8 protein-coding genes are annotated in these 13,080 nt (G+C 64.6%); 4 read left to right on the plus strand and 4 right to left on the minus strand.

The window, feature by feature from the left end; all coding sequences use genetic code 11:
* Positions 1 to 221: N-acetylmuramoyl-L-alanine amidase (locus ACIQ47_RS11490; RefSeq protein WP_396438248.1), on the plus strand; the 221-nt coding region annotated here is incomplete at its 5' end.
* A 110-nt stretch (positions 222 to 331) separates the two neighbouring features.
* Here the strand turns inward: ACIQ47_RS11490 and ACIQ47_RS11495 are convergent.
* Entirely contained in the window at positions 332 to 1,537 is a 1,206-nt protein-coding gene (locus ACIQ47_RS11495; RefSeq protein ID WP_396438249.1) for a pyridoxal phosphate-dependent aminotransferase, read from the minus strand.
* A gap of 135 nt (positions 1,538 to 1,672) precedes the next feature.
* Here ACIQ47_RS11495 and ACIQ47_RS11500 point away from each other — a divergent pair, with 135 nt between their 5' ends.
* Positions 1,673 to 1,939 carry a hypothetical protein gene (locus ACIQ47_RS11500; RefSeq protein WP_396428443.1) on the plus strand — a complete coding sequence of 89 codons (267 nt, stop codon included), beginning with the start codon at positions 1,673 to 1,675 and terminating at the stop codon, positions 1,937 to 1,939.
* A gap of 8 nt (positions 1,940 to 1,947) precedes the next feature.
* On the opposite strand, the gene recD is transcribed toward ACIQ47_RS11500, so the two are convergent.
* From recD to recC, 3 genes are read right to left on the minus strand one after another with little or no spacing between them, the layout of a single operon-like run.
* The gene (gene recD / locus ACIQ47_RS11505; RefSeq protein WP_396438250.1) at positions 1,948 to 4,104 is read right to left on the minus strand and encodes an exodeoxyribonuclease V subunit alpha; all 2,157 of its coding nucleotides are present in this window, start codon (positions 4,102 to 4,104) and stop codon (positions 1,948 to 1,950) included.
* Positions 4,104 to 7,826 (minus strand): exodeoxyribonuclease V subunit beta, encoded by a 3,723-nt coding sequence (recB, locus tag ACIQ47_RS11510; RefSeq protein WP_396438251.1) that lies wholly within the window; start codon positions 7,824 to 7,826, stop codon positions 4,104 to 4,106. The genes recD and recB overlap by 1 nt, the downstream gene beginning before the upstream one ends.
* On the minus strand, positions 7,823 to 11,389 hold the full coding sequence (gene recC, locus ACIQ47_RS11515) for an exodeoxyribonuclease V subunit gamma (protein WP_396438252.1): 3,567 nt from the start codon (positions 11,387 to 11,389) through the stop codon (positions 7,823 to 7,825). Before recC ends, recB begins: the two co-directional genes overlap by 4 nt.
* A gap of 345 nt (positions 11,390 to 11,734) precedes the next feature.
* On the opposite strand from recC, the gene dinD reads away from it, so the two are divergent.
* Positions 11,735 to 12,577, plus strand: a complete 843-nt coding sequence (gene dinD / locus ACIQ47_RS11520; RefSeq protein WP_396438253.1) for a DNA damage-inducible protein D — start codon at positions 11,735 to 11,737, stop codon at positions 12,575 to 12,577.
* 154 nt (positions 12,578 to 12,731) lie between these two features.
* Positions 12,732 to 13,080 (plus strand): Bug family tripartite tricarboxylate transporter substrate binding protein (locus tag ACIQ47_RS11525; protein ID WP_396438254.1); only part of this gene is annotated, 349 nt, incomplete at its 3' end.

Genomic DNA, 13,080 nt, shown 5'->3' on the forward strand with positions numbered 1-13,080 from the left:
GCAAGTTGCACAAACCCCGTGTCGAGCAAGCCGGTTTTGCCGTGCTCAAAGCCCCCGACATCCCCAGCGTGCTGGTCGAGACCGCCTTCATCAGCAACCCGGAAGAAGAAGAAAAACTGCGCAGCGAGGCGTACCAAAAGCAACTGACTGACGCCCTGCTGCGCGGCATCCTGCAGTATTTTTCGCGCAACCCACCGCTGGCGCGCAACCGTTCCATTTGACGGTCGCTGGGCTCACCCACCCAGACCGCCTCAACGTGCCGCTCTGGAAGTATTTAAAGGTGAAGCGGCTGATCCACCGTCAATCTTTCGCCCACCCTTCTGCCCATACATCAGCCCCCTGCCCCATTGGCGAGCAGCCAAGCCCTGAGGCGCTCTACACCTTGCGCCAGCCGTGCCAGGTCTTTGGACGCAAAGCACCAGCGCAGCCAGCCCGCCGCCTCTGGGGCAAAGGCCTCTCCTGGGGCCAAGCCCAACCCGGCCTCGGCCACCAGACGCTTGGCCGTCAGCACCGAATCGGGGTGCCCGTCGATCTTGAAAAACGCGTACATGCCGCCTTTGGCCGGCGCCACCTGCACGCCCGGCACGGCTTGCAGCAGCGGCAGCAAAGTGTCGCGGCAGGCTTTGAGGTGCGCTACCACTCTCGGCGTGATGTCGGCGGTGTTTTGCAAAGCCACCACCCCCGCCTTTTGGGTGAACACCGAAGCGCACGAGGTGTTGAACTCGATCAGTTTGCCCATGTGCGGCGTCATGGCGGCGGGCATGACCAGCCAGCCCAAACGCCAGCCGGTCATCAAAAAGCTCTTGGAAAAGCTGTGCACCACAACCAGACGATCCTCGGGCTCAGCCACATCCAGAAAAGACGGGGCGCAGCCGTTGGCCGTGTCGGTTTCGTAATACAGGCGCTCGTACACCTCGTCGGCCAGCACCCAGGTGCCGGTGCTGCGGCAGTGCGCCAGAAGGTCGGCCTGATCGGCGCGGCTGAGTGTCCAGCCCGTGGGGTTGTTGGGCGAGTTGACGATCAACACACGAGTGGCGGGCGTGATGGCGGCTTTGAGCGCCGCCATGTCGAGCTGCCACTGGCCGTCCACCGGGCGCAGCGACACGCACTTCAAATTTGCGCCCATCACCAAGGCCTGCGCCGTCAGGTTGGGCCACACGGGCGTCACGGCAAGCACTTCGTCGCCCGCGTCAATCAGGGCTTGCGCGGCCAGCATGAGCGCATTCACGCCACCCGAGGTGATGGCCAGCCGGTCCACACCGATCACTTGGGTTTGGCCATGCAGGGCCGACATGTAATCAGCCACCGCCTCGCGCAATTCGGGCAGGCCCAGGTTGTGCGAATAAAAGGTCTCGCCCTTTTGCAGCGAATCGATGGCGGCTTGGCGCACGATGTCGGGCGTCACTTCGTCAGATTCACCAAACCAAAAGGCCAGCACATCGGGGCGGCCCATGCCCGCGTTGGCGACTTCACGGATGCGGGACTCTTCCAGGTCCATGACGGCCTGGCGCATGAAAGGGGCGGTGTTGGGGTTCATGTCCGCATCCTAATGCTTGACGCACTTCGAACGCGTCACCTCTTGCACAGTGTTGGCTAACCGCTGCACTCGGTGCTTGCAGTTGCGCCCGGCTTGCCTATGATGCACATCACAACAAAAGACAGGGAGACCGCCATGAAAATTCGGCATTGGGCATCGACGCTGGCCAGCGTGGGTTTGGGACTGGGATGGCTGGCGGCTATGCCCGCCAGCGGGGCTACGGACAACTTCACCGCCGTGACCGCCGCCGACAAACCCGCCAAAAAACCCAAACAGGCCAAAGCCCCCAAACCGCCCACCGACAAAGGCTCGGCAGAAAGCAAGCCCGAGCGCGACAAACGCCTGATTCGGGAATGCCGGGGCCGACCCAATGCCGGGGCCTGCGAGGGCTACGCCAGCTGAGTGATGCCTCAGGCCCCGGGCTTCACAAGCGGCTGTGCCCACCTCTGCGCCAAGCCACTGGCGCGCACGCTGGGGCGGTCGATGGCCGCTTCGAGCCAACCGGCTTCGGCCTCGACCAAGGTGAACTGCTCGCGGGCCCGGGTGATGCCGGTGTAGGCCAACTCGCGGCTGAGCACCTCGGTACCCCCCGCAGGCAGCACCAGCGCGGTGTGCTCGAACTCCGAGCCCTGGCTCTTGTGCACCGTCATCACAAACGCGGTTTCGACCTGGCCCAAGCGCATGGCGCTGACCGAACGCAGGGCTTCACCGTCCAAAAACCAGACCTTGGGCTTGCCTTCGGTGCCCGGCAACACCACGCCCACGTCGCCATTGAAGACGCCCAGCTGCGCGTCGTTGCGCGTGACCATCACGGGCCGCCCTTCGTACCACTCGCCCTGGATGTGCAGCAGGCCCGCATCGGCCAGGGCTTTTTGCACCGCCGCATTCAGCGCTTGCGTGCCCCAGTCGCCTTGGTGCACCGCGCACAAAATGCGAAACCGCTCGAAGGCCTTGAGCACGCTGCGCACCCAGGCGGCGTGGGTTTCGGGGTCTTGCCCTGCGGGCCCTTGCTGCATGCGTCCCAAATAGTCGGCGTAGGACGGTTTGCCTTGCGCACCCAAGGCCAAATCGCAGACCGCTTGGGGGGTGGCCGGTTGCAGGGCCAGCAGAGGAGAAAGTTGCCCCGTGGGCGCGGTCTGCGACCGCGACAAGTCTGCAGCAAGGCCATCACGGCCAGCAGCCACGCCCACCAACACGGCGCGGGCCGCCGCCGCATCGCCCCGGTTCACGGCCAGCGCCAGCTGGCCAATGACGCCTTGGAAGCGGCGACTTTGGCGCAGCATCACGGTTTGCTGGGCCAGCACGGGGGCCGGATCGGGCAGCACAAATTCAGATGCCAGGGTCTGCCCTGTCACAGCTTGCACAAACTGCGCCGTGGCCGCACTGTAGCGGCCCGCTGCCGCGTCTAGGCACAAGTCGCCCAGCACCGCACCCGCTTCGACCGAGGCCAGCTGGTCCTTGTCGCCCAACAGCACCAAGCGCGCCGTGGGCGGCAAGGCCTGCAGCAGCGCATCCATCATTTCCAGGTGCACCATCGAGGCCTCGTCCACGATCAGCACATCCACATCGAGCGGGTTGGCCGCGTGGTGGCGAAACTGGCGTGTGTCGGGCCGCGCCCCCAGCAGCGAATGCAAAGTGCGAGCCGGCCCCATGCGGGCGATCAGCGCGCTCAAATCCAAGCCCGCATCGGCAGGCACGGGCAAGCGGGTCAGGGCATCGTCGATCGATTGCTTCAAGCGCGCCGCCGCCTTGCCGGTGGGCGCGGCCAGCGCCACACGCAGCGGCGGGCCATTGGGGTGCAGCGCCAACAGCAGCGCCAACAAACGGGCGGCGGTGTAGGTCTTGCCGGTGCCAGGCCCACCGGTGATGACCGACAGCCGCGCTCGCAGCGCCACAGCGCAAGCCACTTTCTGCCAATCGGTGAAGTTGTGCGCTTGGGGGTTGGGCGCTTGAGGGTTGGGCACAAAGAAACGGTCCAGCCATTCGCGTGCCGCCGCTTCGGGCACGGCCAGTGGCGCGCTGGCGCGCTGCAACAGGCTTTGGCCCACGCGCTGCTCGTAGCCCGCATAACGGCGCAGGTACAAAAGCGGTGCATCGGCAGGGCCACCCAACACCAGCGGCTGGCCTTGGTCAGGGGCATCGGCCAGGCGCACACCCACGCTGGGCGAGTGGCCTTGCAAAGCGGCTTGCCAGTCTGCCAAAGTGGCGGGCAGGTGCGCCCACAAGGCCTTCAGGCCCTGCGCACCGTCCACCGCCGCCGCAGGCCAGCCCAGCAGCGCCACCGGCGGCTGGCACAGCTCGGCCACGGCCAGGCAGGTGTGGCCACGCCCTTCCATGTGGGCGAGCACGGCCGCAGCCACCAACAAAGGCGCAGCAGCCCCGGCATCCAGGCGCAGCACTTGCGCGGCGAAGGCGCTGTCGATGTGGCGCAGCAGGCCTTGGCCGGTCCACAGGCTCAGCCATTGCACCGTTTGCGCAGCGGTCAGGCCTTGGGCGGGCAGGTCCATGAGCCAGTCCATTTGCGCGGCGGGCACATTCGTCATGCGTGAGGTTTTTTTCAAGTTCATCACGCCACCTCTTCGTTCAGCATGGCGCCCAGGCCATCGAGCAGCGCCAAAGGCGCAGGCAAAGTGCAGCAGCCACCCGCAGGCCCGTCGATGCCGCGCAAGAACAGGTAGACCGCACCGCCCAGCTGCTGGGCCGGGTCGTAGGCACTTCCTAAACGGGCGCGCAACAAGCGGTGCAGCGCCAGCATGTAGAGCGCAGCCTGCACTTCATAGCGATGCTGGGCCATGACCGCATCCAGGGCCTGTGCGGTGTAGGCCGCGTCATCGGCCCCGAGGTGATTCGATTTGTAATCGAGCACCCAGTAGCGGCCTTCGTGCTCGAACACCAGGTCGGCAAAGCCCATCAGCATGCCGTGCAGTTGCGCGTCGGGCAACTGCGGCCGGCTCACGCCAGGCAACAGGTGCTGCTGGCACAGGGCATCGACCTGGCGGGCATGCAAGCGCTCGGCGGGCAACCAAAATTCCATCTCGGGCAGCAAGTCACCCAGCGCGTTCAGCGGCGCGTCGGGCCCGCGCAAAGGCTGGGTCACCACACGGCTGAGCCACTGCAGCACGTCGTCGGCCTGGGCTGTGTAGCCTGCGTTCTCGCAGCGGTACTTCAGGCGCTCGGCCTTGGCCGCGTCCAACGTGAAGTTGTCGGCGGCCAGCCATTCGAGCTGGTCGTGCAAAAAATTGCCTGCCGTGGGGCCTTTGGCAAAGCCATGCCACGGGGCCAATGCACCGGGGTTGGCCACCGAGGCCATGGGCATGGCCGCATCCTCTGGCGGTTCGTCGTCGGCGGGGCGCGGCGGGTTCAGGTGCAAGACCAAGGGCGCCAGGGCCTGCGAAGACAGGTCGCGCGTCAGGCGCGAAAAACTCGCGATTGTCCACGACTTGTCGATGCGGGCGGTGCAGCTCAGCGCCTCGCGCAATTCGGTGGTGTGCGCAGGTTTTTTCCACAGCGTCAGCGGCACCTCGGCAGGGGCGAGATGCATCTGCACCGACAAGGCCTGGCCTTGCGCATCCGTCTGCAGGGCTTGCAGCTTGCTCAGCCAATCGGCGGCCTCTGATTCTTGACCTCTGCCCAGCAAATGCCCGGCCGCACTGCCGTGGTTCACGCAGGCTTTGCCGTTGCCGCGCTTGACCGCGCTCCAGCCCACCCACAGCGCGTGGCGCGCCCGCGTGAGCGCCACGTACCACAGGCGCAGGTCTTCACGCAGGCGGTCGTGGTCCGCGAGCTTGGAGTCTTCCTTGTCAAAGTCCAGCGTCCAGTGGCGGTTGCCCTCGCCCTCCCCCCCCTCCAACTGCAGCACAGCGGCTTTGTCGGCCGTGACCACGCGGTGGCTGTGCGCAAAGGGCAGGCACACCACCGGGTACTCCAGGCCCTTGCTGGCGTGAATGGTGATGACTTTGACCAGGTCCTCGTCGCTTTCAAGCCGCACGGTTTGCTCTTCGCCACCGCTGGTGTTGCCCGACTGCGCTTCGTCGATCTGCTGGGTCAGCCAGCGGATCAGGGCCTGCTCGCCATCGATCTGGCTGCTGGCCGCTTGCAGCAATTCGGCCAAGTGCAGCACATTGGTCAGGCGGCGTTCGCCATCGCTCTGGCCGCGCCAGCGCCCGGCCAACTTCAGCACATGCAACGACTGGCGCAGCATGGCCAGCACGCCTTGGCTTTGCCAGGTCTGGTGCAGTTCGCGCATCTGCTCGGCGCGGGTGTCCAGCAGTTCGTCTTGTGTGGCCAGGTCGTACAGCTCGGCCAGCGACAGGCCCACCGTGCGCGTGCCCAATGCGGCGCGCACGCGGCGCATGTCTTGTGGCTCGGCCACACCGCGCAGCCACAGGCACAGGTCTTGCGCTTCGTCGCTGGCAAACACCGAGTCACGGTCTGACAAATACACCGAGGCCACACCTCGCACCCGCAGCGCGTCGCGCACGGCCGCAGCCTCTTTGCCGGTGCGCACCAGCACGGCAATGTCTTTGGGCTGCAAGGGTTTGTCGCCCTTTTGCGCATCGGAAAAACGCGCTTGCGGGTCGCTCAGCCAGGCCACGATTTGCTCGGCGCACAAGGCCGACAGGTGCGTCTGTGCATCGCGTGTGCTGCGCAAAGTGGCGTCGTGCACCACGGTCATGGCTTGCACATCGCCAGCGCTTGTTCTGAACACTTCATCGCGACCCTTCGCGCCCACGGGTTGGAACGGCAGCGGGTCTTCATCGCCTTGCTGGTAACCAAAGGCGTCTGGCGCCATGTCAAACCAGCGGTTGACCACCGCCACCACCGCCTGGGTAGACCTGAAGTTGGTGCCCAGCACATGGTGGCGGCCGGCGGTGGCGCGCCGTGCGGCCAAATAGCTGTGGATGTCCGCACCCCGAAAACCGTAGATCGATTGCTTGGGGTCGCCAATCAGCAGCAACGCGGTGTCGGGCAGGTTCTCGGCCGTGCGGTAGATGCGGTCGAAGATGCGAAACTGCAGCGGCGAGGTGTCCTGAAACTCGTCGATCATCGCCACCGGGAACTGCTCACGCAGGCGCTGCGCCAAGCGCTCGCCCGATTCAGGGGCGGCCAGCGCGACATCGAGGCGCTGCAGCATGTCGGCAAAGCCAAACAAGCCGTTGCGCCGCTTGAGCACGGCAAAGCGCAGCAGCACATGGGTGCGGGCGTGCAGGCGGGCGACTTGGGTGGGATCGGGCAAAGCTTGCAAGGCGGCTTGCAGGTCGGCATAGGCTGGCGATTCGGGCGGCAATTCCACGGGGGCTTCGCCAGGCTTGCGGCATTCGAGCAGGCCTTGGGGTGTGAACCGTGCCCAGCCGGTTTTCATGGCTTTTTCCAGGCACTTGCCGTCTTCAGGCCCTTGCGCCCAATCTTTGAGCACGGCCAGCCACTCGGCGCATTTTTTGTACGTCAGCTTGCGGCCATCCCAGCTCGACTTGTGATGCTCCAGCTGCGCCTCGATCCAGCCCAGCAAGTTGTTGGCCTTTTCAATCCAGCCCCGTTTGAGTGCCTGCAGTTGTGCGTCGCGCTCGGCCAGCGTCGCCACCAACACCTGCGCCAGCGTGCCAAGGGCAGCGTCGGCCAGGGGCACGGCCATCAGGGCGCGCATGTCTTGTTCGAGCGCTGGCACATCGCGCCAAACGCCCAGCACCTGGGTCACCAGGGCCGCGTCCATGGGGTAGAGCTGCTGACGCCAGTAGTCCTGCACCGCTTCGAGGCGCAGCGCGGCTTCGTCGCCCACCAGGTTTTCTTCAAACAGGCTGCCACTGTCGAACGCGTGTTCGCGCAGCATGCGTTGGCACCAGGCGTCGATGGTGTACACGGCCGCGTCGTCCATGGCCTGCGCCGCCAACGCCAGACGGTGAGCGGCTTGCTCGCGCAGCTCGCCTTCGGGGTACTCGTGCTGCAGTTGTTGCAGGAAGTCATCGTCGGTTTCAGCCAGGCCCCGAAACACCTGCGCCGCCTCGGTCAAGCGGGCGCGGATGCGGTCCGACAACTCGCGCGTGGCGGCGCGGGTGAAGGTCATCACCAGCACGTCTTGCGGCAGCATGGGGCGCACCGGTGCGGTGCCCTCGTGGCCGTGGCCCAGCACCAGGCGCACATACAGCGCGGCAATGGTCCAGGTCTTGCCGGTGCCAGCACTGGCCTCGATCAGGTGGCTGCCGCGCAGGGGGAAGGTGTGCGCATTGAGGGTGTGGGCATTTTGGGCGTGGGCCTGGGGGGCGTCGGCATTGGGTGCGTGCGTGGTGCTCATGCCTGCTCTGCCTCTTCGCTGTCGTGGGGCGCATCGGGCAAGGCCTCGATCTCGGCTTGCTCGGCCCAGGCCTTCAAAGGCGCGTAAACGGTTTGGGCCAGGCGCTCGAACGCGCCCGTGGCCAACAGATCCTCGACCGTGGGGTAGGTGCGGGCCAGCGCCGGGTCTTTGTCTTTTTCGGCGCGCTTGAAGTCACTGCCCTCGTAGGCATCGGCCAGCGCGTTGGGGTTCTCCGGGTCTTTGAGCCACTGCAGGGCCACACCCGGCGGCAGTGGCAGCGGCCAACGCATGCCCTCGGCCCAAACGCCCAACAGCGCAGTCAACTGGGCGCGGGCGGCCTCTGGCACTTGCTCGGCCATGCGCAGCACGGCGTTGCGGCCCACCACCACACACCTCATGGGCTGGTCCATGGCGGCAGCGGCCAGCGACAGCAGCCAAATATCGATCAGTTTGTCGGGGTGGGCCTGCGGTGTTTTGTTTTTCAGGTTGGCCAGATCGCTGGCGCGCAGGTGCAAGGACATCAGCCCCCCTTCACTCACACCTGTGCCTGCCAGCACATCGCCCAGCGCGTCCTGCATGGCGACCTGGGGGTGCGCCCAATCCAACAGCAGGCGCTCGGCCGCATCGGGGTAAGCCTGCCGCTCGCGCAGCGCTGCGCCCAGCATGGCCTGAAGGCGGGCCTGGAGATGCTCTGCAGCGAGCGTGCCCACGCCCGCCAGCGGCAAGGCCCCGGCCTGGCGCAAGCGCTGCACCACCTGCTGCACATGCGCGGGCAAGGAGTCGGCACTCAGCTCGGTGGGCACATGCTGCAGCTCGTGGTCGATCAACTGGTACAGGTCCAGGCCAGCCAGACCAAACAACTCTTCGTCGCGCAGTTCGCTGCGCTCATCCTCCAGGTGCACCTGCAGGCGTTCCCGAAAAAACGCGCCCACGGGCTTGCGCAAAAAGCGGGCGAGTTGGGTGAGCGTGAGGACAGGCACGCCCTGCGCAGATTCCATCGGGGGCAGCCAGTCGATCAATGTCTTTGCAGGAGCGGTCTCCGACCGCGATGGTTTTTCGGCCAGGGCTTCGCGGCCTGCGACCGCTCCTACCGCCGCCGAGTCCTGCGCTGCACGCCACTCTTTGGCATAGGTTTGCAAACCACTGCCCTCTTCAAAATAAGTGCGGCTGAAGGCTTGCAGCGGGTGCACCGTGGTCAGTTCTTGGGCCGAGCCTTTGCCCCACAGCAGGTCGATCTCGTCGCGCAGTTGTGACACCAGCACCGAAGGCGGTTGTTCGCTGTTGTCGCGCACACTGCGGCCGCTCCAACTGACATAAAGCACTTGGCGCGCCGACAGCAGGGCTTCGAGCATGAGCTGGCGGTCATCGTCACGGCGCGAGCGGTCGCCGGGGCGGCTCATGCCTTTCAGGCCCATCAGGTCGAAGTCGGCGCGCGGGCTGCGGCGCGGGTAGTCGCCGTCGTTCATGCCCAGCAGGCACACCACCTTGAACGGGATCGCGCGCATCGGCATGAGCGTGCAAAAGGTCACGCCCCCGGCCCGAAAGCGCTGCTCAAGTCGCGGCGTTTTGAGCGCCTCGAGCCAGGCCGAACGGGCCACAGCCAGCGGCACCGCCTGGGTAAAACCCGCCTCAGCGCAAGCCCGCAACCAGTCGGTCAGCGCCTGATCCAAAGCAGACAGTGCGTTGCGGTCGTTGTCGTCTCGCGGCTTGAACATCGCGGTCAGCAAGGCACGGCCGCGCTCGGCCCATTGCGCGGGCGTGGCGTCTTGCGTGGCGGTTTGCCACCAGTCGATCAAGGCCTGCAACAGGTGTGCAAGCGACCCGGCCAGCTCGGCATCGAGCCCGCCCACTTCGGGGTAAGGCGTGGCCCCGGGCGCATCGGCGGTCACCGGATCGGCCCCGCAGGCATAACCCATGAGCATGCGCTGCACCCCAAACAGCGCTGAGTTGTCCTCGCCGCACATGCCCAGCCCCAAGCCCGCGCGGTGCTCGGCAGACAAGCCCCAGCGGATGCCCGAGCCCGCCATCCAGCGCGTCAGCGTGGGCAAGCCCACCTCGCTCAGGCCAAAGCGGGCGGCCAGGGCAGGCACTTCGAGCAGCTCGACCAGCTCGCTCATGCGGCTGCGCTGCTGCGGCAAGGCCAGCAACCATTCGACCGCATGGATGAGCGGGCTGATGGCCTGCGCGCCCAAGTCGGCAATGTCATAGGGGATGAACCGCGCATCGGCGCGCTTGTGCTGGCCAAACACAGCGCGGATCGCGGGGGCCATGGTTTCGATGTTGGGCACCATGACCACCACGTCGCGGGGTGACACAGGCTGATCGCCTGGCGGGTTGTGGAACCACAGCAGCAGTTGGTCGTGCAGCACCTCCAGCTCGCGCACCGGGCTGTGGGCGATTTTGAATACGACCGACTGATCGCCCTTTGCCAGTGGTTCAGGGACAAGACCGCCGCTCGACGGCTCAAGGTCACGAATACGCCGCTGCAACTGCACCAACATGCGCTTGCCGTCTTCGCCTGGCACGTCCTCAAAAAAGTCCAGGCGGGGCCACTGCGTCTGTTGCTGGGCCGCTTGCAGGTCGTCAAAGCCGTCGAGCTGGCGAATGAAGTCGCGCCCCTGTCGCCCCCAAGCGGCCAGCAGCGTGGGCGCGTGCAGGTGCATCTGCGCCAGAGGCAAACTGGCCAAGGCCTCGCCCCGATAAGCATGGCGACGCCGCTCTGCCTGCAGCCATTCGCGCCCGTCAATGATGTCGCCCCAGTGGTACTGGCACGGGTTGGGCACGGCCAGCAACACCTGGCTGTGCGCGGCCAGCGCGGCCAGCATGTCCAGTAATTGCCCCGGCATGTGGCTCATGCCAAACACCGACACCCGCCGCGCCACGGCGCTGGCCAGGGGCTGGCCCGACTGCAGGTGCGCCAGCGCCCGGGCATGCAACGCCGGCCGGGTGGCCTGGCGCTGCTTGTCATCCAATGTGGCCAACACGCTGCGCCACAACTGGGCCTGCCAGAGTTGGTCTTGGGCCAGTTCGTCCGAACCTGCGGCCTTGCGCAACACATGGCGTCCAGCGGCCCAGTCTTGCAGCCAGTCGGGGCGGTAGATTTGGTATTGGTCAAACAGGTCGGCCAGGCGGCTGGCCAGTTGCAGCAGGCGGTCAGGCTCGTCGCCTTTCAAGAAACCGGCCACAGGCTGGAACACAGGATCTTTCAGGCAAGTGGGCAGCAAAGCCATCAGCCGCCAGGTCATGGGCAGTTTGTCGAGCGGCGAGTCGAGCGGCACGTTGTGCGCGCCCAGCACCTGCCGGTAAGTGCGCCACAAAAACCGCGAAGGCAACTCCACCCGCGTGGCCGCGCACACACCGCTCTGGCGCGCCAACTCGATCTTGATCCACTCGGCCATGCCGTTGCTTTGCACCAGCACCACTTCACTCTCTAGCGGATCCAGTGGGTGCGCACGCAACCAACCCGTCAGGGTGTCGGCCAACCGCTCGGAGCGGTGGCTGTGCAGGGCAATGAAACCGGGAGAAATGGTGGAGGCAGGCATGCGGTGAACAAGTGCAGACATGGGAACGAAAGGACAAGAATAGCCGCAATCGTGCCCGCCACCAGGCTCATGGCAAGAGTCCTGCATTGCCCAATTTTTAAGCACCAGCCGCCAAGCCAATCAGGATGCGGCTTGACGCAGTTGTGCAAGGACTTATCCACACCTTTGGGCACGGGGTTTGGGGGTAAACACGTCATACGATTTCGCCATGCTGAAGAAGCAAATCCAAAAAATGCAAAGCCAAACAATACGGGCACAAGGAACTTTGTCGAATTCACCGACGTGCACGCCATACAAAAAAATTGGCGATAAAGTGCAGGTGCAATTCACCGCCATACTGAACAACGTCAAAACAGGAGACGCAGCATGAAGAAAGAAGTAGTCCAAACCCTCACCGACAACTTTGAGGGGCATGCGCAACAAACAGAAACTGGCGTTGAGTATTGGCTGGCACGCGACATCCAGCATCTGCTGGGCTACGCGGAATGGCGTAACTTTGGACTCGTGATCAGCAAAGCGAAAACCGCCTGCGAAGTGAGTGGCCAGCGGATCACAGACCATTTTGTTGACGTCAACAAAATGGTCGACTTGGGCTCCGGCAGCCAGCGCGAAATCAACGACATCATGCTCACCCGCTACGCGTGTTACTTGATTGCACAAAACGGCGACCCACGCAAACCCGAGATTGCTTTTGCCCAAACCTACTTTGCAGTGCAAACCCGCAAGGCCGAGCTCATCGAGCAACGCATGCTGGATGCCGAGCGCATCCACGCACGCAAAAAACTCACCGAAACAGAAAAAGAACTCTCACAAGTCATCTACGAACAGACTGGCGGCAACCAGGACTTTGCGCTGATCCGTAGCAAGGGAGACCATGCACTGTTTGGCAAAAGCACCCAGGCCATGAAAGCCCAGTGGAAAGTACCCGACAGCCGCCCACTGGCCGACTTTGCGCCCACGATTTTGCTCAAGGCCAAAGACTTCGCCACCGAAATCACCATCTTCAACGCCCGCCAACACCAGATGGACCGTGAGGGACAAATCTCCCAAGAGCACATCACCAACAACCAAGCGGTGCGCAACACGCTGCTGGAGCGAGGTATTCGCCCTGAAAGCCTGCCACCGGAAGAAGACGTGAAAAAAGTCGAGCGGCGCTTGCAGTCTGAAGACAAAAAATCACTGAACAAGCCCGACACCCTGGACAACTGACAAGAAAAACCACGGCCACGCGCAAAAACATCCCTGCGACCAAATGAGCACCCGCAAAAACCGCGCTTTTAGCTTAAGGGAATACGCTGAAGGGAAAAAGCACACATCCAGCAGATACTTTCCTGATCAACATCAATCGACAAGGACCCCCCTCATGACAGCCTCCTGGATAAAGCGCACCCTTTGCCTCGCTGGCGCGGTGTTGGCCGCTGGCCTGCCCCTGAGCGCTTGGGCGCAAGCATGGCCCAGCAAACAGCCCATCAAATTGGTGGCCGTGTTCCCGCCCGGCGGATCGGTGGACCAAGTGGCGCGCATTTTGTCGGGCCCCTTGTCTCAGCAACTGGGCCAAAGCGTGGTGGTCGAAAACAAGGGTGGCGCATCGGGCGTGATCGGCACCTCCAGCGTGCTCAGCGCCCCCGCAGATGGCTACACCTTTGCGGTGGTGTTCGACACCCATGGCGTCAACCAAAGCCTGATGCCCAACATGCCTTATGACAGCAAAA

Origin of the sequence: Limnohabitans sp. (assembly GCF_044373035.1) — a bacterium.
Classification (GTDB): Bacteria; Pseudomonadota; Gammaproteobacteria; order Burkholderiales; family Burkholderiaceae_C; genus Limnohabitans_A.